This window comes from Methylomonas fluvii (assembly GCF_014850975.1).
GTDB lineage: Bacteria > Pseudomonadota > Gammaproteobacteria > Methylococcales > Methylomonadaceae > Methylomonas > Methylomonas fluvii.
Genome location: NZ_JACXST010000001.1, coordinates 1,472,950 through 1,497,848, shown reverse-complemented (window position 1 = coordinate 1,497,848; position 24,899 = coordinate 1,472,950). Strand labels below are relative to the sequence as shown.

General features: G+C 55.2%; 22 protein-coding genes and 1 other RNA gene. 13 read left to right on the top strand and 10 right to left on the bottom strand.

Annotated features, from left to right (window positions below; all coding sequences use genetic code 11):
* Nucleotides 1–124: 124 nt before the first annotated feature.
* The 4 genes from EBB_RS07180 to EBB_RS07165 all read right to left on the bottom strand — a co-directional run bounded on the left by EBB_RS07180 (nucleotide 125) and on the right by EBB_RS07165 (nucleotide 9,401).
* A complete protein-coding gene (locus tag EBB_RS07180) occupies nucleotides 125–5,287 on the bottom strand; it encodes a RecQ family ATP-dependent DNA helicase (protein WP_192393085.1) in 5,163 nt (1,720 codons plus the stop codon).
* A 318-nt stretch (nucleotides 5,288–5,605) separates the two neighbouring features.
* Nucleotides 5,606–6,586, bottom strand: coding sequence for a nitrate- and nitrite sensing domain-containing protein (locus EBB_RS07175; RefSeq protein ID WP_192393084.1), 981 nt, complete (start codon nucleotides 6,584–6,586; stop codon nucleotides 5,606–5,608).
* A 22-nt stretch (nucleotides 6,587–6,608) separates the two neighbouring features.
* On the bottom strand, nucleotides 6,609–7,781 hold the full coding sequence (locus EBB_RS07170) for a methyl-accepting chemotaxis protein (RefSeq protein WP_192393083.1): 1,173 nt from the start codon (nucleotides 7,779–7,781) through the stop codon (nucleotides 6,609–6,611).
* Nucleotides 7,782–8,255: 474 nt separating this feature from the next.
* On the bottom strand, nucleotides 8,256–9,401 hold the full coding sequence (locus tag EBB_RS07165) for a Fic family protein (RefSeq protein WP_223146809.1): 1,146 nt from the start codon (nucleotides 9,399–9,401) through the stop codon (nucleotides 8,256–8,258).
* A 234-nt stretch (nucleotides 9,402–9,635) separates the two neighbouring features.
* Between EBB_RS07165 and EBB_RS25795 the strand changes: the two genes are divergently transcribed.
* Entirely contained in the window at nucleotides 9,636–9,980 is a 345-nt protein-coding gene (locus tag EBB_RS25795) for a DNA methyltransferase (protein ID WP_223146808.1), read from the top strand.
* A gap of 97 nt (nucleotides 9,981–10,077) precedes the next feature.
* Nucleotides 10,078–10,455, top strand: a complete 378-nt coding sequence (locus EBB_RS25790) for a DNA methyltransferase (protein WP_223146807.1) — start codon at nucleotides 10,078–10,080, stop codon at nucleotides 10,453–10,455.
* A gap of 2 nt (nucleotides 10,456–10,457) precedes the next feature.
* Here the strand turns inward: EBB_RS25790 and EBB_RS07155 are convergent, their stop codons facing one another.
* Both EBB_RS07155 and ssrA read right to left on the bottom strand, forming a co-directional pair.
* Nucleotides 10,458–10,922, bottom strand: coding sequence for a hypothetical protein (locus EBB_RS07155; RefSeq protein WP_192393081.1), 465 nt, complete (start codon nucleotides 10,920–10,922; stop codon nucleotides 10,458–10,460).
* A gap of 259 nt (nucleotides 10,923–11,181) precedes the next feature.
* Nucleotides 11,182–11,562, bottom strand: a transfer-messenger RNA (tmRNA) gene (gene ssrA / locus EBB_RS07150).
* A gap of 347 nt (nucleotides 11,563–11,909) precedes the next feature.
* On the opposite strand from ssrA, the gene EBB_RS07145 reads away from it, so the two are divergent.
* Genes EBB_RS07145 through trxC form a run of 4 tightly spaced genes read left to right on the top strand, consistent with a single transcriptional unit; the run spans nucleotide 11,910 to nucleotide 14,614 of the window.
* Complete coding sequence (locus EBB_RS07145) at nucleotides 11,910–12,854, top strand: DnaJ C-terminal domain-containing protein (RefSeq protein ID WP_192393080.1); 945 nt, start codon at nucleotides 11,910–11,912, stop codon at nucleotides 12,852–12,854.
* A 3-nt stretch (nucleotides 12,855–12,857) separates the two neighbouring features.
* On the top strand, nucleotides 12,858–13,166 hold the full coding sequence (locus tag EBB_RS07140) for a chaperone modulator CbpM (RefSeq protein ID WP_171696580.1): 309 nt from the start codon (nucleotides 12,858–12,860) through the stop codon (nucleotides 13,164–13,166).
* Nucleotides 13,167–13,168: 2 nt separating this feature from the next.
* Nucleotides 13,169–14,122 (top strand): zinc metalloprotease HtpX, encoded by a 954-nt coding sequence (locus tag EBB_RS07135; protein ID WP_192393079.1) that lies wholly within the window; start codon nucleotides 13,169–13,171, stop codon nucleotides 14,120–14,122.
* 57 nt (nucleotides 14,123–14,179) lie between these two features.
* The gene (gene trxC, locus EBB_RS07130) at nucleotides 14,180–14,614 is read left to right on the top strand and encodes a thioredoxin TrxC (protein WP_192393078.1); all 435 of its coding nucleotides are present in this window, start codon (nucleotides 14,180–14,182) and stop codon (nucleotides 14,612–14,614) included.
* Here trxC and EBB_RS07125 read toward each other — a convergent pair.
* Nucleotides 14,609–15,979: an O-linked N-acetylglucosamine transferase, SPINDLY family protein gene (locus EBB_RS07125; protein WP_192393077.1), complete on the bottom strand. Its 1,371-nt coding sequence runs from the start codon at nucleotides 15,977–15,979 to the stop codon at nucleotides 14,609–14,611. The genes trxC and EBB_RS07125 overlap by 6 nt on opposite strands.
* Before the next feature lie 115 nt (nucleotides 15,980–16,094).
* Nucleotides 16,095–16,517 (bottom strand): hypothetical protein, encoded by a 423-nt coding sequence (locus EBB_RS07120; protein ID WP_192393076.1) that lies wholly within the window; start codon nucleotides 16,515–16,517, stop codon nucleotides 16,095–16,097.
* A gap of 90 nt (nucleotides 16,518–16,607) precedes the next feature.
* Between EBB_RS07120 and cysD the strand changes: the two genes are divergently transcribed.
* The 5 genes from cysD to cysN are packed head-to-tail and all read left to right on the top strand — an operon-like array spanning nucleotide 16,608 to nucleotide 20,259.
* A complete protein-coding gene (gene cysD, locus EBB_RS07115; protein ID WP_192393075.1) occupies nucleotides 16,608–17,516 on the top strand; it encodes a sulfate adenylyltransferase subunit CysD in 909 nt (302 codons plus the stop codon).
* Nucleotides 17,517–17,552: 36 nt separating this feature from the next.
* Nucleotides 17,553–17,972, top strand: coding sequence for an excalibur calcium-binding domain-containing protein (locus EBB_RS07110; protein ID WP_192393074.1), 420 nt, complete (start codon nucleotides 17,553–17,555; stop codon nucleotides 17,970–17,972).
* Nucleotides 17,973–17,994: 22 nt separating this feature from the next.
* The gene (locus EBB_RS07105) at nucleotides 17,995–18,198 is read left to right on the top strand and encodes a hypothetical protein (protein WP_192393073.1); all 204 of its coding nucleotides are present in this window, start codon (nucleotides 17,995–17,997) and stop codon (nucleotides 18,196–18,198) included.
* Nucleotides 18,199–18,202: 4 nt separating this feature from the next.
* Nucleotides 18,203–18,580: a type II toxin-antitoxin system death-on-curing family toxin gene (locus tag EBB_RS07100; RefSeq protein ID WP_192393072.1), complete on the top strand. Its 378-nt coding sequence runs from the start codon at nucleotides 18,203–18,205 to the stop codon at nucleotides 18,578–18,580.
* Nucleotides 18,581–18,633: 53 nt separating this feature from the next.
* The gene (gene cysN / locus EBB_RS07095; protein WP_192393071.1) at nucleotides 18,634–20,259 is read left to right on the top strand and encodes a sulfate adenylyltransferase subunit CysN; all 1,626 of its coding nucleotides are present in this window, start codon (nucleotides 18,634–18,636) and stop codon (nucleotides 20,257–20,259) included.
* 1 nt (nucleotide 20,260) lies between these two features.
* Here the strand turns inward: cysN and EBB_RS07090 are convergent, their stop codons facing one another.
* Both EBB_RS07090 and EBB_RS07085 read right to left on the bottom strand, forming a co-directional pair.
* A complete protein-coding gene (locus tag EBB_RS07090; protein WP_192393070.1) occupies nucleotides 20,261–21,028 on the bottom strand; it encodes a haloacid dehalogenase type II in 768 nt (255 codons plus the stop codon).
* A 70-nt stretch (nucleotides 21,029–21,098) separates the two neighbouring features.
* Entirely contained in the window at nucleotides 21,099–22,187 is a 1,089-nt protein-coding gene (locus tag EBB_RS07085) for a lactonase family protein (protein WP_192393069.1), read from the bottom strand.
* 221 nt (nucleotides 22,188–22,408) lie between these two features.
* Between EBB_RS07085 and EBB_RS07080 the strand changes: the two genes are divergently transcribed.
* Together EBB_RS07080 and EBB_RS07075 are read left to right on the top strand one after the other, a co-directional pair.
* Nucleotides 22,409–23,131 carry a response regulator transcription factor gene (locus EBB_RS07080; RefSeq protein WP_192393068.1) on the top strand — a complete coding sequence of 241 codons (723 nt, stop codon included), beginning with the start codon at nucleotides 22,409–22,411 and terminating at the stop codon, nucleotides 23,129–23,131.
* Nucleotides 23,128–24,885 (top strand): HAMP domain-containing sensor histidine kinase, encoded by a 1,758-nt coding sequence (locus EBB_RS07075; protein WP_192393067.1) that lies wholly within the window; start codon nucleotides 23,128–23,130, stop codon nucleotides 24,883–24,885. The genes EBB_RS07080 and EBB_RS07075 overlap by 4 nt, the downstream gene beginning before the upstream one ends.
* Nucleotides 24,886–24,899 lie beyond the last annotated feature (14 nt).

The following is a 24,899-nucleotide window of genomic DNA, read 5'->3' as shown; positions in this document are numbered from 1 at the left end:
TTACCTTAAGGGAGACCGGAAAAATTTCGGTTTCCCGCGCTCAAGCCGATCATGCTTCGACAGGCTCAGCACGAACGGCTTGACGACATAAGGCAGTGGCTTCCAGACTCCCGAGGTTGTTAAATCACGACCTTGGAACCTTATCGGCTGGCATATACAAAATTTCAGGCAATACCAGTTCCCACTGCTCGCAACGCAGATTTTCGGTATGGCCGGCAGTTTTATGCCAAACCGAAATGGCAGCAACTCGCGCCGTCACTATCCTGCCGGTTGGCGGCGTAAAAGCCTTGGCCATCCGAGTGACTGTCATGCCGTTTAAATCCGCCAGCTCCCAACCGCTTTGCCCATCGCTTCTGGCTCGCAATCTCAACTCGCAGCCAACCTCCAAGGCGGCAATTGCCCCATGAATAGGCTTATCCGGCGCGAAATACCCCGGCCATGACAGCACAACTTGCTCCAAATCGGCCACCCAAGTACGTTGCCCCAACGCTGGAACTTCGCGACTGAATTGGGGCTGGGTTTTAACGCAAAGCGCCTCGCAGTCTCGGATAAAAGCATTCCGCCCACCCTGCCTGGCGCAAATAGTCAGGGTTTTGCGGGCGCGCGTCATCGCCACGTAAAATAGCCGCCGCTCGTCATCGCTGCTTTGCTGCCAGCCGCCACCGTCCAGAATCAGGACATGATCGAACTCCAAGCCCTTGGCTCGATGTGCTGTCAATAGCAGCAGCGGCGCATGCCGGCTATGGTTTTCACCGGACTGGCTACCGGTACCGAATTCGTATAGCGCTTCGACAAGGTTGCTAACCACATGCTGACAGCCTGGCGTGACAGTCTCGGCAGCGATGATAAATTGCGCCAGCGTGGCGCGATAAGGATGTTCGATCAGCTCATCCACGGCCTGCCGGTAGCGGCGCTTAAACCAGCGCGACAAGGTCCCGTAGCGCAGTAACACTCTAGATTTACCAGAGTTAGCCCGCGGCTTGTTCAACAAAGCCAGCAGGCCATAGCCTTCCCGTGTGCCATGCAAATTCAGCAAAGCACTATCGCGCAGCAAGCGCACCGCAATGCCTTGCAACCGGCATAATTCGGCGAGCGGCTCTAATGTTTCCCAATGCCTAGCGATCACTGCAAACCGGCCCCAATGACTGGCTTGGCCCGAGTGCGCCAAATTATTCAGCCGCATCAGCTCGGCCAGCGCCACTTCGATTTCGCCGTGCAGTGGCCCCGGCGTTTCCAGAATATGTACCCGACCTTGCGTCAAACTATCCAGTTCGGCAAATTCGCCGCCTTCCGCCGCATCCCGGCGCGCATAATTGATTTGGATGGCATGTTGCGTTTTCATCCGCTCCCGCGCCGGCGCAATCACCCGGTTTGCACAATGAATGATCTGCGCGGTGGAGCGATAGTTTTCAATCAGATAGTAGGTTTTGGCCTGATAATCCGTGGCAAATTGCTTGATGAAGCGCACATTCGCCCCGTCAAACGCGTAAATATTTTGATCATCGTCGCCCACCGCCAATAGCGACAATTTGTCTTCCTCGCTGCTAATAGCCCTGCCGGCCAGCGCGCTGATCAATTCGTAATGCTCGGCGTTGATGTCCTGATATTCATCCACCAGCAAATAGCGCAAACCGGATAGCAAGCGGTCGCGCTGGATGCTCGACCCCAGCTCGTCGCCCTGCTCCGCTTGCAGTAATAAAGCCGTGGCGGATTTAAATACCGCCTTGAAGTCGACTTGTTCGCCATGCTCGGCGGCTACCGCATAGCTGGTACCGGTCAGCCGCATCGCCAGGCTATGCAGGGTTTGTACGGTCACCCCGGCGGCATCGGCACCGATTAATGCCCATAAACGCTTGCGGATTTCGACGGCCGCCGAGCGGTTATAACTCAACACCATAATGTCTTCCGGCAACACCATGCATTCGCGCAGCAACCAGGCCACCCGATGCACAATCACCTTGGTTTTGCCGGAGCCGGGGCCGGCCAGCACCAGTTGACTGCCTTCCGGCGGCGCGGCGACGATGGCTTGTTGTTCTGGATTTTGCAGGTCGGTGAGGATGCGCCGATGCGCAGCTTCGGTGGTCGCCATTTCCAAAATATCCTGACGGCCAGCAAAATAGCGGCGCACGAATTCGTGCCTGTCCATACCAAAGTAATCGACGATAAACGCCATCGCCGCCTGAATCTTACCCAGCGCCAGCCGGGCATATTCCGCCATCACATGCACCTGGATGATCTTGTCCTTGTAATGCAAAGCCAGCTCGGCGTAATCGGATTTTTTAAACTGCCGGCGCCGGGCTTCGGCATTGAGCTGGATGCTCATCGCCGCGCGGAACACCGCCTTGCCTCGCGCTAGATGCAAAACTTCGTTGCTGTCCAGATAAATCAGCGCCGCCGCCAAGGCCACCTGCCAATCCCGCACATCCAGATCCTGCAAAGTCAGATCGGCTTGCAAAGCCGCTTCCAAATCGCCCTGCTTGCAAGTGACCAGCAGGTTATTGCCCTGGCGTTTTGCTAGAAAGTAATTCAACAAGGCCTGGGCCAACCGCATGCGTTTATGGCGGATGGTATCGATGTCCTGCCAGCTACGTAGCAATTTGAGATAGCGATTGTCCTGACCGGCCGGACGTAAGGCAAAAAAGCCGCGCAGACCATTGCCATCGCCAAAGGTTTCGGCAAACGATTTCATCAAGCGGGTCAATTTGTCCGGCGTCAATTCCACGCCGGCGTCGCGGCGCAAGGTATCGCACAGCCGCCGCACATTCAAAATCTGCCATTGCTCGCGATCCGCATCCGGTGCGGCCTCGCGCAGGCTGGCAATCAAGGCGTCTTCCAGCTTGCGCAAGTCTTCCAGCCTGTCGGCGGTATCGGGGTCTCGGTACAGCGTCACCCCGATTTCGGTATCGTTGGATACCAGTTTATACCGGTCCAAATCCCGCAACATGCTCTGCACTTCGTGCGAATTGCGGCCGGTGGCCAGCATCAAATCGTCGGTGCTGATGCCTTCGTCATCTTCGCTATAAAACAATTGCGACAGCAGCACGATGTAGGGCTCAATGTCGGCATTCGGCCCCAGTTTCTTCTGCAGCAACAATCTGGCTTCATCGATACTGGCCACCTGCAAACTGCCCGGAAATACGCGGGTATGATTTTCCTGGCGCTCCAGCAAACGCGCCTCTTCCAGCCAGGCCACGGCGATGCGGACTTTGGTGTCGGCATCGGCGGCGTCGGGATCGATGCCGTGCTTGTCCGGGATTTCCAGCAAGATTTCGCCACTGGTGACCACCACCGAACCTTCGCTGCGATCCTTGCGTTCGATCCCGCGCAAGGCTTTTAGAATGGCGGCAATATCATGTTGCGTCAGTCTGGAATTGCGCAGCAAGCGAAACTGTACATCCAGATCGGTATCGTCATACAGCAACACACAGCGCGCCAGATCTTGATCGCGCCCTGCCCGGCCGGCTTCCTGGAGATAATTTTCCAAGGAGCCCGGCGTGTCCAAATGAATCACCAGCCGCACATCGGCCTTATCCACGCCCATGCCGAAGGCATTGGTGGCGGCGATGACGCGCAGTTCGCCGGCGATAAAGGCTTCCTGCACCTGGCGCTTTTGCTCGGGCTGCATACCGCCGTGGAAGTAGCCGCAATCCAGGCCGGCCTGTTTCAAAAATTCGGCCATTTCCTCCACGGTCTTCTGCCGGGCGCAAAACACGATGGCGCCGCCGGCGTCGCGCAAGCTTTGCTCCAGCAAACGCAACACTTCCGGGTATTTGGCTTGCGCCGGCACCGCATGCACTTCGTACTGCAAGTTTTCCCGACTGACGCCGCCGGTCAAACAGGCCAGCGAAATGCCCAGGCGCTTGCGAAAATGCTCGACAATATCCTCTACCACGTCCGGCTTGGCGGTGGCGGTAAAACAAAACACCGGCGACGGTTTGTCTTTTTGCCGGGTCTTGATAAAGCGCGATACGTATAAATAATCCGGGCGAAAATCATGGCCCCATTTGGATAAACAATGCGCCTCGTCGAACACCCAGGCACCGACTTCGCGATGCTGCAAAGCCTTTGCAAACGCCGTACTTCTGAATTGTTCCGGTGCGATAAAAATCAAACCCAAATCGCCCAAGCGCAACTTATCCAGCATCATCTGCCGCTCCGTGGGGTTGAGCAAGCTGTTGATGTAACCGGCGCAAGTGATGCCGCGCGCTTCCAGGTTATCAACCTGGTCCTTCATCAAGGATTGCAGCGGCGAAATAATCACCGTCAAACTGCCGTTGCGATAAAACCGCGCCAGCGCTGGCAGCTGATAACACAAGGACTTGCCGCCGCCGGTGGGTAGAATCGCCAGCGTCGGCGTACCGGCAAAGCCGTGTTCGACGATGACTTGCTGCAAAGAGCGGCCGTCCTCGGTAGTTGGTGTTGGCCGGAACTGCGTGATGCCCGGAAAATAGCGCGGCAGCAATTGCGACAGATCGTGCTGCTCCCGGCACCACTCGCACTCGGCATCACCGCACGGCACATCACGCAAAATGGCGATCAACTCTCTAGTTTTTGGAAAGGCCAAACTCACCCAAGGCGGCAATACGGAATTGCCGCCCGAAACCCTCAGCCAGGCCAGTACGTAGGCCAGCGGCTTGTGCCAATCCGGCTCCGGCAAATAGTCGTTGACGATGCGTTGCTGCCCGGCCCTGCACACCTTGCCGCCGGTAGCCCGTAGCCAGGCGGCTTGCGCATCGCCCAAAGATGGCCTTAGCGCCGCGCGCAAAGTCGCGAAGAAATTCGCCACGCCCTTGCCATTTTCCGGTGCTAATAAAAAATGCAGGCACAGCGCTTCATCGGGATATTCCGCCACCCGCAGGCGCAAGGCCTCGGCCTGATCCAGAAACAGCTCGTAAGCCAATTCCGCGTCGCGAACCGGATCGTTGCGGGTGGTGGTGCAGAGCTTGTAGTCCTTGACCAGGCGGTGATAGGGATTCTGTGGAAAGGCTACCGGCGACAGCTCCAGCGTATCCACCAAAGGCAAGCGGTGCAGCGCCAAATCGGGATGCAGCACGGATAAAGCCGGCTGATCGAAAGCAATCACGTTATGTCCCAACACAAACGCCGCGCCTTCGCTGATCTGATCCAGCTTTTGCGTCAGATCGGCTGCTTTACCGGATAAGCGCAAGCGCGCATCGGTATCCGGCCGGTACGCGCCAATTTCCCGCAGCCGCAAGCTATCCTGCCGGGCGGTTTCAATGTCGATGCACAGGCACTTGGCTCGGATTCTGTCGGGTGGTTGAGCCATTGTGTCGGGGAATGGGGATGGACGTGGGCGTTTAGGTTAGCGACGATTGATAATTGCTTTGTGCTATTCGGCCGACCCGCTATACGCGAAGCTATAGGGCGCCGGAGGAAATCGGACCTAACCATAGCGCAACAAACGGGTCTTGCCTAGGTTGGCCAAGCGCGCTGACATCCTGCCTTTTCCAGGATTCTTGCCTAAAAAGTGGACATAGACTGCTTAATTTAAGCAAAGCAATTCGAAATGACACCGCTTATTTTGTACTACAGCCCCCTAAAGGTAAATTGCCTCCATCCAAAGCGTGGCTCTTGGTCTCGCCGGTTAAGCGACCCCATGCGTCAAAACCAGCGAAACCGTTAAAAATACCAAGCTCACCAACACAATCGCGATAGACTGATTGCTACGTCGTCTGGCACTTGCAAGTTGGTTTTGCAGGGCATGGTTTGTAATCACTTCGCCCTGATCGTAAAGCGCAAAAATACTGTTCAATGTCCCCGTGGCGGTGTCAAAGAAAGTCGTTGGATCAATCGCCGGCTTATCCACGGTCAGCAATTTTTGCTCTATATGACTAATAAAACCGGTGATATGCACATGAACCGCAGCCGAAGCCTGCTGAAAGCTGTTATCGGCAACCATGGATATGTTCGCGTTGCCCATGCCGGCTTCAACCCGTTCGATGGCCTGACGGATACGGGTAATCAGAAAACCCAGCTTGATCCTATCGGTGATCCGGCAGCGGCCGGCCGCCGCCATGCCGGTGCCGATAGCCCGCGCCTGACCTATCGCCTCCGCGGTGTCCGGCAGTAGATGCCATAGAATTTCTATAAAGCTGAACGGACAAATACTTTCCTGATGTAATTGGCTATGTTCCGCTATATCTCGAATCAAATTGAGAATAGTACCGGCCAATAGACAGTGCCGTTCAAAACTTGCTTCCTTGGTCAGATGCAACACGGAAGGCTGTAGTTGTTTCCAGGCATCGCGAATTTCAACGAACGACTGCAACGATTCCGGCGACCGCTTGAACTGCCCGGAAAGCTGATCGAGCTGCCGATCAATGTCGGATTGCAATACCGTGATTTTGTATTTAAAGCTCAGATCGCCGTTCAAATAAGCGCTCACCATGCCGCGATGTTGTTGTATCTGCGTCAATAGGTTTTTCAAAGCGCCGGTAATTTCCAGGCAATGCAGTTGCCCACGTAGATGCTCAAGGCGCGTCTGGCGGTTTTTATAGCACATAAATGCCGCCGTACTGGCGATCACCGCCGCCAATAAAAACAATACTGAAACATAATCGGGCACGTCTAATTCCCCTTTATATTGGTTAATGAGCGACGATTTGCGCCAATTTAGCCAAATGCCTGGCTATTTCAGCTGATTCCTGGGCCGCGTTACTGTTTTGTTCAACACTGTGCGCAATCGTCTCGATGTTGCGGCCGATTTCCCGGCTTACCTGGGTTTGCTGTTCGGCACTGGTTGCTATCATCGTTACGTTATTTAAGGCTTGATCCGCATACTGCCGAATCTCGGCCAGCGATTGCTCAACTTCGAACGCTTTGTTAATGCCTTGTTCCGTTTGATCCCGAGTAGCGGCGATGGATTGGACGGCTAGATGAATTTTTTCCCGGACGGCTTCGGTGGTACCGGTTATTTCCTCGGCAGACTGTCGCACCCTTTTTGCCAGCGAACGTACTTCGTCGGCTACCACCGCAAAGCCGCGACCGTATTCTCCGGCTCGCGCCGCTTCTATCGCCGCATTCAAAGCCAGAAGGTTGGTCTGATCGGAAATGGCTTTAATCACTTCCGAGATACTGGCAACCTGCTGGGAATGCAATTCCAGATTTTGCATCAATTGAGCCAAGTCCTGAATTTCGCCAAACAACGCATTCATATCGGCGATAAAGCTTTCGATGGCGCGATGGCCTTGCTGAGAAAGCTGCTGCGTGGTCGACGATATTTTCTCTGCGTCCCGGCATTGCCCCGCCACGCCCATGATACTGGCCGACATTTGTTCGATGGCCGCCGCCATCATCGTGGTTCTTTCGCGTTGGTTATCGAGTTTTTCGGCGACGAAACCGGCACCCTGGTTGAGTTGGTCGGCGGCATAAGTCACTTCTTGAATTGACGCATGCACATCGCCTAAGCGCCGACCCAAGGCTTTGGCAGTTTCGTTAAAACCGCTATACAACTGCGACAGCTCATCCTGACCGGTAAGCTGTAGACGCATATTGAAGTTGCCACGCTCTAACTGCCTATGTGCGCCGATCAATGCCGCAATCGCACCCGATAGCGAAGAATAAAATGCTGACAACGCCACTATCCAAGCCAGATTAACGGAGACTATCACCAACCATTGTGGCCCGGAAATTGACAGACCCGCATTGACGAAAATAGCCAAGGGCAGCGCGCCGGCCAAAACAATCAGCGTAAATATCAGCGCAAATTTATTTTTTAGCTTGAAGCGACCGAGAAACGAGTTAACCAGCAATACGGACATTTTGACGCGCCTTCAGTTGAGACCTGCCGATTTGCCAGCAATTTTCTCGCCAGCAAAATTGCTCACTGCCTCCTAAGCCAAATAGCGGCGCGACGCACCAAAAGGACGAACTTCCCGTTGGAGTTCACAAAAATACGCACCAAGTTGACTCAAACCCAAGAGCGAATTAATTTGTACCCGATGCCGAAACCCACAGGACCAACACGCCGCGCACGAACCCACAGTAACAGGCAATAAAAAAGCCCAACTGAGACCAGTTGGGCTTTGATAATTTGGTGGTGGTGCCCCACCCGCGACAAACTGCTTCCACTCTGCGATTGCAAAAGGATGCCGGGATTTGCGGGTTTGTTAAGGAAGTGGTTTTGATGGCCTTTTGAAATGCCAGAAATCTGCTGTTTTTACGCAGGTTTCGCCGGCTGGTTTGGCAAGTGGTTCAATTCCCGATTTCGCAATTGAACCGAGATTCATTTTGGATCAGCGAAGCTCATACCAAACACCGCGACCACTACCATGTTGATTAAGGTGCCTCTGCTCAACCAGCGCCCTGAAATGTTGTTTCAGGGTATTTCGACTACTTCCAGTTAGTCTGATGGCATCTGCCATCGTCATGCGACCGTGTTCTCGAGTAAATTCGACAATCTGCAGCGATAGCTCAGGCAACGGCGCCAGAACCAATTTTTCACGCTCTACTTTTTTGTTGAGGCGACGCATTTGCTCGGCAAGCGAACGCAAGAAAAACAAAAGCCAAGGTTGCCAGTTCGGCGCTTCGGTCCGAATCGTTCCCTGGGTCTGTCTTAACGCCAGATAATAGGCTTCCTTGTTCATTTCGATGACGCTTTCCAGCGAGCTATAAGGCACGTAGCTATAACCTGCTTGTAAAAGCAGCAATGTGGTCAACACTCTACTCAATCGGCCATTACCATCTTGAAAAGGATGGATTTCAAGGAAAATAACTACCCACAAACCAATCAATAACAACGGATGCAGTCGCGCTGAACTGCGTTCTTCCTGAATCCACGTAACCAATTCGGTCATTAATCTTGGGGTATCAAAGGGCGTAGCGGTTTCGAATACCACGCCAAGTTGCAATCCGTTTTCGTCAAAAGCAACCACGCTGTTGGAGGACGATTTGTAGTTACCTCGATGCCAGGCATCCTTTTCGCTGTAGACCAGCAGGTCGCGGTGCAATTGCTTGATGTGGTTCTCGGTCAGCGCGATGTCCGCCCAGGAAGCAATTATCAAATCCATGACTTCGGCATAACCCGCCACTTCCTGTTCGTCTCGTGTGGTAAAGGTCTTGATCTGCAAACTCGACAACAAGCGCTCAACATCGCGGTCGGATAATTTGCTGCCTTCAATGCGAGTGGATGACCCGATGCTTTCAATCGTTGCGACTCGTCGCAATGCGGAAAGGCGATCAGGCGCCAGTGTGCCCAATGCACGCCAGGCGCCTTTGAACTCATCAATGTTGGCGATTAAGCCAAGAATCTCCGGGGTAATCTGGATGGTGGCAGAATTTATCATGCGCCCAATCTTACGCCCAATAACACCCATTATCCATAAATATACCCATTTACACCCGAAAGTGGTAATTACATGTTCTATACGGCTTTGTTGCATAAATCTGGAACCCGCATAAACCCTAAATGGCAGGCAAAAAAAAGACCAACTGTTAACGAGTTGGTCTTTTGAATTGGTGGCGGATGGCTGACGGTCACATGACTATCTTATTCAGCCAATTAGACTTGGTTAGGGTGTTTGTCCATTTAATGAGGGTATTTATTAGCTCAATGAAGTCAAAGTAAATTTCGGCCTTGGTCCGTCAAACGATATTGCTGTAAACGGCTGTTGGGTTTGCCAGGAAAAGACAACGCCTGGGATAACCAATGGCGCAATCCAACCGAGTTTTTTGCCTGGCTGGATACCGTGCTGGTCGAGTACCACAGGGTGTTGAAGCCAGCCGGTTCTATGTATTTATTCGCTGGACCCCATTTGGGGACGCAAGTTGAATTAGCTGTCGCTAGGCATTTCCGGATTCTAAACCATATCGTCTGGCGTAAGCCCAGCGGCCGGCACAATGGCTGCCGTAAGGAATCATTGCGTCGTTATTTCCCGCAAACAGAGCACATCATCTTCGCCGAAAGCCGCAAGCGCTTGCCGTTTGCCGTTTGCTTTCGAGCCTATCAGGTTACACCTTGATCAGACTAGGAAGACGTCTGGCGTATCACGTAAACAAATCGAGCAGGCGTGCGGGTGTCAGATGTCTGGCCATTGGTTTGATCGATCGCAATGGAGCATGCCCAGCCGCGCACATTACGACACGATGAATGCGATGTTCGGCAATAGGCTTAAGGCCTACGATGAACTGTTTTCCGAATACAAAGCCGTCAAACTACAGCAGCGGCATTTCGCAGTAACTAAGGACGTGCCGTTTACAAACGTGTGGGACTTCAAGCCGGTGCAGTGGTACCCAGGAAAGCATCCGTGCGAGAAGCCTTTGGAGTTGATGCGGCATATTGTTTCGGCTAGCTCTAGGCCAGGCGATGTGGTGCTGGATACTTTTGTCGGTTCAGGATCTACGGTGTTGGCGTGCGTGGAACTGGGACGCCGCTTTGTAGGTTGCGAAATGGGTCAAGCTGAGTATGCCGGTGCTGTTAACCGGTTGTCGGCTTGATATTATTTCATGGTAAGACTTTGGAAGTGTTTTCCCGATATCGGCACGATAACGTCGTGTCGTTCCAGGTATGTATTAGACGGTAATCCCAATAGTTTGAAAGAAACCATGATGGATGCGGTTTTGCTCTTTTTGTCTAACGTAACAATCGAGAAGTCGGTGAAGGTCAGGTGGTTTGATGACTCGACAAAATAATTTCCGTCCCAATTACATTCAATAGAAAAGTCGGCGTTGCTGCGTTTAGATGATGAAACAGTGTATCCCTGTTTCACTTTTGAACGCTGAACTGTTGCGCTGCAATGGTTTGTATCGCTCTCGCCAAAATGAATTGATACAGCCGGTTTGTCTCTAAGGGTGAATTTGAAGTCTGTAACGCCGATAAGCTTCATTGATTCATCCACCGCGTAAGCATTCGAAGCGGCAATTACAGTCGAGATAAGCAAAATAGATCTACTGAAGACAGACATTAATAATCCTTAAAAAATCAAATCGGACAAGACCAAAAATCACTCCTCCTCGCCCGCGCTGTTTTTGCACAGATTTTTCGTTATGAATTTAGGTTGTGCCTAAATGGATCGTCAAACATTCAACAGATCAACGATTGGGAAAGGTACTGATAATTCGGAATATGCCGATTATTGGCGTTTACTGGTTGTAGTAAACGCCAATTTACCGCCAATGTTTCGAAAAATAAATAGACATTTCTTTATTTTTCAATAGTTTACTTGGTGGAGGTGGGGGGAATTGAACCCCCGTCCGCAAGCACTCCGCCACAAGCTCTACATGCTTATCCCGCGCTTTTAATTTAACTGTTGACTACCCGTCGGGCCAAGAGGATCAACAGCGATTTCGATTGGATTTAGCGATTCAGGCTCCGAACTAAGCCCTGGCGCGATCTTATGTAATATGATCCCTGAGCGCCTCCCGAAGGAGACTCCAGACGCATAAGTACATCTGGTCAGAGAAGTGGTGCAGGTTTTAAGCTGCTAAGGCCACTGAGTAGTTTTCGTCGTTTGCGAATACTTGTTTTCAGTAGGTTTTACGAGCTGTACTGTGCTCGGCATGCACCTGAGGTTTTGCTACCCACGTCGAAGCCATGTCACCCCCAAGAAGTTATATCTTATCAAATCGATAAAATAATTGTCAGTAAGATGGTTTTGAAATCAACGATTTCAGGTTCTTCCGAAAAATAATCGCCGGGCAAAGCCTCTTATTTTTGCACGAGCGCACCACCATTTTTTCAGGCATCTTGACTTGGCCGGTTTTATTTAAGATTGTCGCGCTCCAGGCAATCCGCTATAAAACCGTTATTAACTGGGGCCTTAAACAGCGTTTGCCTAGAGTTAGTCGGAAGGCTCTTCTCAGAGAGCTTCGGCAAACTTAGCCCGAACCTAAATCAGGGCCGGGTGCAGACTGGATTTAGCTTGGTCAACGTCGGTCACAGGAGGCATGACGTGCAATACAAAGACTATTATCAAATTCTCGGTGTCAATCGCGACGCGGTGCTTGCTGACATCAAAAAAGCCTACCGCAAGCTGGCGCGCAAATATCATCCGGACATTTCCAAGGAAGCGGATGCCGAGTCGCACATGAAAGAGATCAACGAAGCCTACGCGGTACTCTCGGACACCGAAAAGCGCGCGGCCTACGACCAGCTCGGGCGCAGTTATCGGCCCGGCCAGGAATTTCACCCCCCGCCCAATTGGGATGCCGGCTTCGAGTTTTCCAGCACCGACACGGCCGATTTCGGCGACTTTTTCAGCCAATTATTCGGCAAAATGGGTGCTGGCCGGGGGCGCGGCGGGCCATTCGAAAGCCAAGCCGGCTTCCACGCCCCAGGCGAGGACCATCACGCCAAAGTGCTGCTGGATATAGCCGACGCTTTTAACGGCGCGGCCCGGCAAATCAGCTTGCGCGTGCCGCGCATGGACGCTAGTGGCCATGTGGTGCTGGACACCCGCACCTTGAATATAAAAATCCCCAAGGGCGTCTACGAGGGGCAAATCATTCGGTTGGCCGGCCAGGGCGCGCCTGGCATGGGTAAGGGCAAATCGGGCGACTTGCTGCTGGAGGTGCATTTCAATCCGCATCCGCGTTTGCGGGTGGACGGCAGCAATCTGCATATGAGCTTACCAGTCACGCCTTGGGAAGCGGCGCTTGGCGGAATGGTGCCGGTGAATTTATTCGATACCGGATTAAAAGTACGCATCCCGGAAGGCACGCAAAGCGGCCAGCAACTGCGGCTGCGCGGTAAGGGCATCCCCAGCGCGACGCCTGGCGATTTGTTGCTGGATATTCAGGTGTTATTACCGCCGGCCAACACGGCCAAAGCCAAGGCACTTTATGAAACCATGGCGCGCGAACTGGCTTTCGACCCGCGCGCTCAGCACAGGAGCTAAAGCATGTCATCAGCCGAGAACTTGATCGACGCCGTTCTGGAAGACAGCGGCCTGACTTTGCAGCAACTGGCGGCCATCTGCGCGGTGGAACCGGAATGGATTACCCGGCATATCGAAGAAGGCTGGCTCAATCCGTTGCCGCAACAGCAAAGTGAATGGCGCTTTTCCAGCGCGCATCTGGTGCGGGTGCGGCGTATCGTTAGCCTGGAACGTAATTTCGAAGCCCTGCCCGAGCTAGCGGCATTGGTCGCGGACATGCAGGAAGAGATCGACGATTTGCGCCGCCGTTTACGCCGGGCCGGACTGGAGTAACCATGCAAACTATCGAATGGCATCGCCATAGCTGGCTTAACCGGCTGCAAACATTGCTGTTAATGTCGGCGCTGCTGGCAATCTGTAGCTTGGCCGGCAGCCTTTTGTTTGGAGAAGAAGGCATCTGGATCGCCTTGGCGACCGGCGTATTTGCGCTGATCTTCGAACCGGCAGCGGCCTGGCGCTTGACGCTAAGTCTTTACCAAGCAAGGCCGATTTTTCCGCAAGAAGCGCCGGCGCTGTGGCAAATGTTGCAAGTGTTAGCAGAGCGCGCCGAACTGCCTAGCGTTCCGGCACCGTATTACATTCCCAGCCCACTGATCAATGCCTTTGCGGTCGGCAGCCGCCAACAATCGGCGATTGCGTTGACCGACGGTTTATTCAAGCAACTCAACTCGCGGGAGCTGGCCGGGGTATTGGCCCACGAAATGGCGCATATCGCCAATAACGATTTGCGGGTGATGGGCTTGGCCGATGCGATTAGCCGAATTACCGCCTTGTTTGCCGCGACCGGACAGTTGTTCTTGCTGCTGTCCATCCCCTTGCTGTTGTTCGGCGAAATCAGTTTTCAAATCAATTGGCCCGGCTTGTTACTGCTGTTGTTTTCGCCGCATTTGGCCTTATTGATGCAGTTGGGCTTATCGCGCATCCGCGAATACGATGCCGACTTGAATGCGGCGGCGCTGACCGGAGACCCGTTAGGTTTGGCGACGGCCTTGGCGCATATCGAACAAGTCAGCGGCGGTTGGAAGTCGATACTGCTGCCGGGCTGGGGCAATCCGGAACCGTCCTGGCTGCGCACCCATCCGCCGACCGCTGAACGGGTCCGCCGCCTGCAAGCCTTGAGCCCGAGCCGGCCACAAACGCTTTGGCAGGAACCATTCATCGCGCCGGGTTACGGCAGCCGGGTGCTTGTCCGCCCGGCGCGTTGGCGCGTCGGCGGTTTGTGGCGATAGTTGGTTAATTTTGACGGGCGAATAAATTCGCCGACACTTACTATTTGAGAACACCATATGAGCGACTCCCTACATTTAGCCTGCCCACATTGCCAAGCCGTCAATCGCCTGCCGGCAAACCGCTTGTCGCAAAATCCAAAATGCGGGCAATGCCATCTAGCCTTATTCGCCGGCCACCCCTTGGCGCTAACCGCGAAAAGCTTTGAAACCCACCTGGCGCGCAACGATATTCCGCTGCTGGTGGATTTCTGGGCGGATTGGTGCGGGCCGTGCAAAATGATGGCCCCGGCCTTTGCCCAAGCCGCGCAAGTGTTGGAACCCAGAATTCGTTTGGGTAAAGTCGACACGGAAGCCGAGCAAGCGCTCAGCGCCCGTTTCAATATCCGCAGTATTCCGACGCTGATTTTGTTCAAAGGTGGCCGGGAGCTTGCCAGACAGGCCGGTGCGTTGAGTGCGCAAGACATCGCGCGTTGGGTGAATAGCCAACTATAAGCGCGGTTCGGTTTGCCCAATCGCCGTGGGCAGTTCGCCGGCAACATGCCGCTGCCACATGGTTTTATACAAAGCCTCCAAATGCCGGGTGTAGGCCTGGATGTCAAACAACGGCGTGCTCAAGCGATTATCGGCCAGCTTTTGTCGGACCTCTTTTAAGTGCGCTGGATTGCTCGCCAGTGCCAGAGCCAGATCGTAGTAGCCTTCCAAATCAGCAGCAATCAACTCCGGCAGGCCAATCGCATGCAGCAGGCTACCCGCGACCCGCGAGGCAAAGGTATCGCCGACGCACGTTACTATTGGCACCCCCACCCACAAGGCATCACTGGCGGTAGTATGAGCATTGTAAGGCTGGGTATCCAATACCAGATCGGCCAGGGCCAAGCGACCCAAATGTTCGATCTGCGGCAAATCATCGGCAAATATCAAGCGATCCGGCGCAATGCCACGTTGGTAGGCTTCGTTTCGCAGCCGCCCCTTGGCTTTGGCGTTTTTTAGCAACCACAGCACGCTGCCCGGCACGCTGTACAACAGCCGACACCAAATATCGAATACCTCCGGCGTGATCTTGTACGCCTGATTGAAACAGCAAAACACAAAACTATGTTCGTCCAATCCATGCTGAGCGCGCTTGGTGGACTTGCCGATCTCGGCATGCCGACCGTGCGGTTGATAGCTATCGGGCAGGTAGGCAAAGGATTCGCTGTAATCAGCGGCACTGGCGGCCGGCGTCAGGTAAGGATCGGTGATGATGTAGTCGCAAAAATCGCCACCCAAAGTGCCAGGATACCCAAGGTAATTGACTTGGATGGGCGCTGGCCGATAGCTGAGAATCTCGGTGCGGGTGCCACGCGTGTAGCCTTTTAAATCGATCAGAATATCGATATTATCTTGATGAATGGCTTGCGCCGCTTCGGATAAAGACAGGGCTTGCAGATCGACAAAGCTGTCGAAAAACTCGCACAACCGTTGACGCATGCCCAAGCCGTCGTCCGGCCCGTAGGAGTACGCATACACCTCGAACTGCTCGCGATCATGCGCTTCGAACAATTCCGCCAGCAGAAAAGCCGTGGCATGTTCGTGAAAATCGCAGGACAAATAGCCCAATCGAATTTTAGACCGCTGGCTGACGCCGTAGCTAAACGCCAGTTCGGCGCGCTCATCGGCGCTGGCGTCAATCCGGTCTTTTAACCACAGATCGGCGCACAAGCGCTGTTCCGCAGCCGACACATCCGGGATCGACAGCAAGTGAAACGGCGACACTTTATTGCTCTCTTGTGCGGCAAGACTCAGACGCATTTTTTCGCGCCATTCCGCGAAACGCTCCCACTCGCAGAGGCTGCGACTGCGATCATAGAATTTCATCTGCCTGACTCCGTCGCCATCCAGCCCAATGGCCCACGCCAAGCGCGGGACCCGAGCTCTCATGGTACCCCAGATCCGTTGCCTTGCCGGTTTTATTGGGGCTGCGAGCAAATCCCTAGAACATTGCGAGTAGCGGTTTCAGGGGAATCGAGAATTTTTGCCTGGCGACATCGCCAATCACGCCGGTATAACTGCGCTGCAAATACAAATCTACGCCGCACACCCTGGCGATCATCGAGCAGCGACCGCTAAGCGCAAATCGCTCACCCTGCAGCCGATAAATTAACGGTACGCAGTCATTGCGCAGTATCGGCCCAGCGACGATCAAATCGATGCGCTGATCAAACATTTCGTATTCCAGGCTGTCCGGCAACAAAGCCAGCTCCGCCAGCAACACCTTGTCGTCGTCGCCCATCGTGCCGTAAATGTGGCAACGGCACTGGCGCAAATCGGTCAACAACAGCTCGGCCAGTCTTTGCGCATTGAGCCGACCGGGCTGTTGCCCGGCCAGTTTTTCCAGTCCATGTATCTGTCTCATAAGCTTTGTCGATAGCGTCGATGGGGGTTTGCCTTTAAAATACCGGGCTTATACCTCACCGCAAACATGGCCGTGCGCCCCGGATATTTGATGACCGATTATAAATTAACCCATCTGAAACAGCTCGAAGCAGAAAGCATCCATATCATTCGCGAAGTGGCGGCGGAATTTGAAAAGCCGGTGATGCTGTATTCGATAGGCAAGGATTCCGCCGTGATGCTGCATCTGACCCGCAAAGCATTCTTCCCCGGCAAACCGCCCTTCCCTTTGCTGCATGTCGATACCACCTGGAAATTCCGGGAAATGATCGAATTTCGCGACCGCCTGACCAAGGACCTGGGCTGGGATTTAATCGTGCATATCAACGAAGAAGGCGTCGCTCAAGGCATAGGCCCGTTCACCCACGGCAGTAAAAAGCATACCGACGTGATGAAAACTGACGGTTTGAAACAAGCCCTGAACAAATACCAGTTCGACGCCGCTTTCGGCGGGGCGCGCCGCGACGAGGAAAAATCCCGCGCCAAGGAACGGGTGTATTCGTTCCGCGATAAAAACCACCGCTGGGACCCGAAAAACCAGCGCCCGGAACTCTGGAACATCTATAACGGCAAAGTCGATAAAGGCGAGTCCATCCGCGTGTTCCCGCTATCCAACTGGACCGAGCTGGACATCTGGCAATATATCCATCTGGAAAACATCCCCATCGTGCCGCTGTACTTTGCCAAAGAACGGCCAGTGGTCGAAAAAGACGGCATGCTGATCATGGTCGATGATGAGCGCATGCCGATCGGCCCCAACGACAAAGTCGAAATGAAAATGGTGCGCTTCCGCACCCTGGGTTGTTACCCCTTGACCGGCGCAGTCGAATCCACCGCCACCACCTTGCCGGAAATCATCCAGGAAATGCTGCTGACCACGACATCGGAACGCCAAGGCCGTTTGATCGACCACGACCAGGCAGGCTCCATGGAACAGAAGAAACGCGAAGGTTACTTTTAAACGCTTGCACGGTTAGCGAATGAGGAAACACGAATAGTGAAGAAAATCTTGTGCTTGTTTATCCTGCTTTACTCCGCAGAAAGCTTAGCCGGTGTTTATAAATGTACCGATGCAAAAGGTCATGTAGTCTATTCAGATACCGCTTGCGATCACAAAGCGGATCGCAAGATACCGGATTTAAAACCACTTGCGGAAGTGAACGCAGAACAGCCGCTTTCCTCAAAACTAACCGACAAAGTTAAAGGCCTTTTCGAAAGCGGCCCGGAACCAGAGGCGAACAATCCAACGGCCAGCTCCGCGGGGCGTAATGCACAAAAGTTCGTTTGCGACGGCAGGGTCTATTGTTCGCAAATGAGCTCGTGCGAGGAAGCGAGGTACTTCATCAATAATTGCCCGGACACCAAAATGGACGGCAACAATGACGGTATTCCCTGCGAAAAGCAGTGGTGTCGATAGGCATTACTTTTGAAAGTGACTTATGCAATTACATGAAGAGATACAAGAACACCTTGTAAGACTGGAGCCCCGTCTACAAGCCGAGGTATTGGATTTCGTCTTGTTTTTGGAACAGAAACAACAGAAAGCCTTGCCCGATACAGTCATTAACGATGAAGAAGCGTTAAAGATTCACGAGCAATTGATGAATCAATATGCCGACGCCTTTGCTAAATTAGCGCAGTAACAGCATGCCCGAACTGTTTTTTATCTCAAAAACATTGGCATTGACGATACATCGGCAACAGATAGAACGCTTCGGCGGCACGCAGGGCATCAGAGATGAAGCCTTGCTGGAATCGGCGCTCGGCGCAGCCCTGCAAACTTGGCACTACAGCGGCGACATTTTCCAAACCGCCGCTCAATACTGCTATTCGCTGGCCAATAACCATCCGTTTCTGGACGGTAACAAGCGAGCCGCTGCGGCCTGTATGCTGGTTTTTCTGGCCGCCAATCGCAAACAGCCGGCCATGGACAATACCCAGCTCTACGAGTGGGTGAGCAGTGTGGCAACCCGGCAATTGAGTCGTGACGAACTAGCCGAATTATTAAAACAGCATTGCAAGTAAGCGCTTTAAAAGCGCGGCACCTTTTTATTACAAATAAGGCATTTAGGAACCCCATGTCCCACCAATCCGACCTAATCAGTACCGACATCAACGCCTATCTGGCGCAACACGAACGCAAAGAGCTATTGCGCTTTTTAACCTGCGGCAACGTCGACGACGGCAAAAGCACCCTGATCGGCCGCTTGCTGCACGACTCGAAAATGATTTACGAAGATCAGTTGGCCGCCGTGCAGGCCGACAGCGTCAAGTCCGGCACCACCGGCGCCGGCAAGATCGATTTGGCCTTGCTGGTTGACGGCTTGCAGGCCGAGCGCGAACAAGGCATCACCATCGACGTCGCCTACCGCTATTTCTCCACCTCAACCCGCAAATTCATCATCGCCGACACCCCAGGCCACGAGCAATACACCCGCAACATGGCCACCGGCGCCTCGACTTGCGATTTGGCGGTGATTTTGATCGACGCCCGTTATGGCGTGCAAACCCAAACCAAACGCCACAGCTTCATCGCGTCGTTGCTAGGCTTGAAACACATCATCGTCGCCATCAACAAAATGGATTTGGTGGGCTATAGCGAAGACACTTACCGCAAGATTCAGGACGATTATCTGGCCTTCGTAAAAACCCTGGATTTGCAGGATGTGCATTTCATCCCGATGTCGGCTTTGGACGGCGATAACGTGGTCAACCCCAGCGCCAATATGCCCTGGTTTACCGGCATGCCGATGATGGAGTTGCTGAACAGCATCGAAATCGCCAGCGACCACAATTTCGCGGACGCCCGCTTTCCGGTGCAATACGTCAACCGTCCCAACCTGGATTTTCGCGGTTTCTGCGGCACCGTCGCCTCCGGCGTGTTTCACAAAGGCGATGCGATCACCGCCCTGCCGTCCGGCAAAACCAGCAAAATCAAATCCATCGTCACCTTCGACGGCGAGCTGGACGAGGCTTTCGCGGCGATGGCGGTGACCTTGACCTTGGAAGACGAAATCGACATCAGCCGTGGCGATGTCATTTTGGGCCAACAGCAGGCGGCGCCCAGCGTGGCCGATAAATTTAAAGCCACCATCGTCTGGATGACCGAACAAGCCATGCTGCCCGGCCGCCAATACGTGATCAAACTGGCGACGCGTAGCGTGTCCGGCTCGGTGGCGACGATACACCACCGCATTGACGTCAACACCCTGGAACACCACGATGCCGACGAGTTGAAATTAAACGAAATCGGCCTATGCACAGTGGCTGTCAATGCGCCGGTGGTATTCGATCCGTACAAGCGCAATAAAACCAGCGGTTCGTTCATTGTCATCGACCGATTAAGCAACGTCACCGTCGGTGCCGGTATGATCGTTGGCGATGCCAGCAAAGACGAATGGGCACCGGTCAGCGCGGAAGAACGCGCCAGCCGCTTCGGCCAAACCGCAACCATCGTCGCGCTATCCGGCGCCGACGCTAACACCATGGCTTACCGCCTGGAACGCCGGCTGTTCGACACCGGCCACGTCGCCACCGTGTTGGAACAAACCGATCCGGCCCTGGCTAACGCCATCAAGCAAGCCGGTCTGATTGCGCTGTGCGTTGGCCTAACCGCCGATCAAGCCGATGTAAGCTTCGACGCTGGCAACCAGTCGGTCGATGACATCTACGACGCGTTGAAACAGCGGGAAGTGATGCGCTAGCTCAAACCGAGACCGGCAATACAAAGGCCGCTAGCGCCTGTAAGCTTGTGCCGCCGGCGTCGGCGGCCATGCCCAGGTTTTCCAAAGGCGCCTGCAGCCGGTTGACCCAGAACGTCGGATAACCAAAGGCCTTGGCTCCAGCCGCGTCCCAACCGCCAAAGGCGGCAAAAGCGATCTGTTCACGCGGCAAGCCGAACGCGGTCACGCCCATCTGATAGGCGCGCGGGTCCGGTTTGAAGGCGCGCACCCGGTCGGTGCTCAGGTGCTCCTCGAACATACCATCCAAACCGGCATGTTTGACGCAAGCATCCAGCATCGCTGCCGTGAAATTCGATAAAAACACCAGGCGTAGCCCGACGGCCTTCATCTCCAGCAAAGCCCCCTTGGCGTCGGGCCAGGCCTCCAGCATCAAAAAGCTTTGCAGCAAGCGGTCGCGTTTTTCGCCACTCATCTCCACCTGCTGTTGGCGCGCGGCAAACTCCAGCGCCTCGCTGGTCACTTGCCAAAAATCCGCGTAATTGCCCATTAAAGTACGCAGCCAAGTGTATTCGAATTGGCGGGTGCGCCAGGTTTGCGCCAGCGCCTGCCCTTGCCCGGGGAACAAGGCCTCCGCCAGCGCGGTGATCGGCCGCGGGTCGAATACGGTAAATCCATCAAAGCCAACCGCTTTGACGGGGCCTGATACGCCGGCGCTAGCCGCTCCAGGCAATAACATCTCGGCGGCAACGCAGCCGGTCACGGTCAGAAATTCACGGCGGTTGATTGGCATCGCAACTCCATAATCACTAGAAAAATAAGAAAGCCAGCTGCTTGGCACCCAACAAGCAGCCGGACTCAGTTTAGCGCAGCACCAGTCCGGTTACGCCGGCCGGCAAGGTGGTCAGACGGCTGACAGCCTGCAAATCGCCTTCCGCACCGATTCGGTACACACCCATACTATGGTCACCGTTACTCAAGCTATACAGACGTTGGCCATCGTCGGACACCGCCAAATCGTTGGGACGGCTTTCGTCGGCGGCGCGGGCCTGCAATAACTCCAGTTGGCCGTTACGACCGATCGCAAACGCGGAGATCGAACTCGCCGGGGTATTCGCAGTGAAGGCGAATTTGCCGTTCGGCGTGGTCGTCAGCCAGCAGGCCGCCGTTTGTTCCACCGCCACCGCACCGTCCAGCAATTGCACGCTACCGTCTTCGTGCAAGCGGTATGCAGACACCGTAGCCCCGTTGGCCGCGCCGCCTTGCGCTTCGGAAACAAAGAACCGGTTGCGCTTGCCAAAGGCAAACCCGAACGGCGTATTGCCGGCAGAGGCCAAGCTGTGTTTTTCATCCGGCAAACCGCTATTATCCAGGGTAAAGCTGACAATTTTGTTACCGGCTTTCTCGGTCACCACCAGCGCATCACCGTCGCGGTCGAAACTGATCTGCGCCGGGCCGCTGGCATCGTCCCCCAATTTACGATAGGACTGCTCCAGCGGATAAAGTCGGCCGCTACGCGCGTTGAAGCGGTAGCCAAATATCGAATCGTCGCCGGCGTTAACCACGTAAACCCTATCGTGAGCAACGGTTAAACTGACCGGCGTCAAACCCGGTTCGGCGGCGCGGTGCACCAACTCCAATCCGTTATCACGTACTCTAAATACCGATACATCATTACTACCAGCATTGATCGCAAACAGGTAGTGCCGGTTTTCACTCAGCGCCAGTGCGCCCTGATTGCCCAGCCCGGCGCCGCTTCCAGCACCGCCAGTCGGGTAACTACCGGCCGGCTGCATATTCCCGTCTGCGTGCAACCGAAAAGCCAATACCGCGTTTGCTGCAGTATTGGACAGCGTATATGCGGTTTCCTGGTAAAGTTCCGGCCGGGCTTCGGCGACCAACGGCGACAGTAATGTCACAGCCAGCGCTAATTTTTTTAATGCCTTGTTCATATAAACCTCTATCAGTTAGGAAAATGACCCATCAATTTGGGGTCGGATAGATTGTGCATGGACGCTCATCGCCAAATCCTCCAGCCCGAGTCAAATCTTTATCACGCGCGGCCCGCAAGTTGGGCGAATTTGTCACCAAATACCGGCACCGTGATAATTTCGTGATTAGATTTACGCAGCGGCTTGACCGATAATCGGTTTTTTTAAAAAACCCGCCGCCAATGTCGTCCACTAAACACCTGCTCCTGGTCGAAGACGACCCCGACATCGCCAAGCTATTGGCGGACAATCTGCTCGAGGAAGGTTATCGGGTGGACAGCGTCGCCGACGGTCATGCCGCACTGGCGGCAATCGCCGGCAATCGTTACGACTTGCTGTTGCTGGACGTGATGCTGCCCGGCGTGGACGGCCTGGAAATTTGCCGGCGGGTGCGGGCCGGGCCGGTTTATACGCCCATCATCATCGTCAGTTCCAAATCCAGCGACGTGCAACGGGTGGTGGGTTTGGAAATGGGCGCCGACGATTACATCATCAAGCCGTTCGCCCTGGCCGAGGTAGTCGCTAGAGTACGCGCGCTGTTGCGGCGGGTGGCGGCGTTAAGCGAACCCGTTGCTGTTCAAGCCGATGCCGTTCTGGTCGCCCACGGTTTACGCATCGACGCCCAAAGTCGTTCGGTAGCGCTGGACGGCCAGCCGGTGGCCTTGACCGCACGTGAATTCGACTTGCTGCATTTCTTCGCCCGCCATCCGGGCCGCATGTTTACCCGGCTGGAGCTGCTTAACCAAGTCTGGGGCTACAACCATGACGGCTACGAACATACCGTCAATTCCCACATCAACCGCTTGCGCGCCAAAATCGAAGCCGATCCGGCCAACCCGGCGCGGATATTGACGGTGTGGGGCGTTGGTTACAAGTTCGCCGAAGCGGACGCCGCCGACGCATGACGCTGAGCTTCCAAAGCCGCATCGCCCTGCTGTTCGCCGCGCTGTTCGTCGCCGTTCAGGCGCTGACGGTGGTGTGCATCTATGTGGCGGTGCGCGACAATCTGCTGCGCCAACTCGACCAGGACTTGCGCTACGCCGAGCAAGCCTTTCGGCAACTGCTGGTCGAACGCGCCGAGCGGGTGGCCGGCGAGGCTGGCTTGCTGGTCGCCGATTTCGGCTTTCGCAGCACGGTAACCGGCGGCGATCCTGCCACCATCGCTTCGGCCCTGGAAAATCTGCTGCTGCGCATCCACGGCCAACGCGGCTTATTTATCGACCCGCAATTTCAAGTGCTCGCCGATAGCGCCGGACTATGGCAGGGCCGGCCGTTTCCGTATGCACAAGCCTTGGCAAATACCGACGCCAGCCGCTCGCTAGTTTGGTTCGGCGTGTTGGACGGCCACTTGCAGGAATGGGCGCTGGTGCCGGTGTTGGCACCGCTGCCGGTGGGTTGGGTGGCGGTGGCGCAAAGTGTCGACGACCAGCGTATCGCCCGGTTTCGGCAAAACTCGCTTTTGCCGCTGCACATCGGTTTGGCCGAACTCAGTGCCGACGGCGGCCACCTGTTGGCCGCGTCAGCACCGGACGCTGCCCTGGCCTTGTTACACAGCTCGGCCAACCGAGCGCTGGCGGCCACGGTCGATACCCCCCAAGGCCGCTACCTCGGCCGCATCCTGGCATTGCCGGCGGCCGGCGACGATCAAGGCGTCGCCGCATTGCTGCAAATCAAGTTCACCGACGCCTTCGCCGGCTACCGCCACATGCTGTTGCTGGCGGCCGGAGTATTGCTGCTCGGTTTGTTGGCGACGTTGACCGGCAGCGTCGTGATTGCCCGCAATCTGTCGCGGCCGCTGCGGGCCTTAGCCGGTGCCGGCGAGCGGGCGGTCAACGGCGATTTCACCGCCTCGCCGCTGGCCGGCCGCAGCGATGAGCTGGGTCGGCTGGCCGATACCTTCGTCCGCGCCGCGCAACTGGCCGGCCAACTGGGCGAACTGCGCCAGAAAGACCAGGAGCGCCGCGAGTTGGTGGCTTCGATGTCGCACGATTTACGCACACCGTTGGCTGCGTTACGCGCCTTTCTGGAAACCATGCAGCGCAAGGCCGAGACCTTGCCGGCCACCGAACAGCAGCATTTTCTGGACACCGCGCTGCGCCAGACCGAAAAAGTCAGCCGACTGGCGCAGGAATTGTTCGAACTGGCCAAGCTGGAATGCGACGGTGCCAGCCTTAGTCCCGAGCCGTTCAATCTGGCCGAATTGCTGCAGGACGTCGCCCAAAAATACCGGCTGCAAGCCGAGCAGCGCGGCGTCAGCTTGCAAGCCGAACTGCGCCCGGAATTGCCTCTCGTCAGCGCCGACATCGGTCTGATCGAGCGCCTGCTCACCAACCTGATCGACAACGCCTTACGCCACACGCCGCCAGGCGGCCGCGTGCGGCTGGACGCCTGGCCGGCGCGCGGCCGGATAACGGTGGCGGTCCGCGATACCGGCATCGGCATCGCCCCGGAATATCTGCCGACCTTGTGCGATTGGGACTCGCCGCTGGCCCGGCGCGCCCGCGCCGACGGCGGCGGTTTCGGCTTGATCGTGGTCGGCAAGATTGCGCAGTTGCACGGCGGCCGCTTGCAAGTGGAGAGCGCCCTGGGCGTCGGCAGCGAATTTCGCTTCGATTTGCCGCTGGCTGATTCCGCGCGCACCGCGACAGGCCAATCGTAAGCATGCGTTTATCG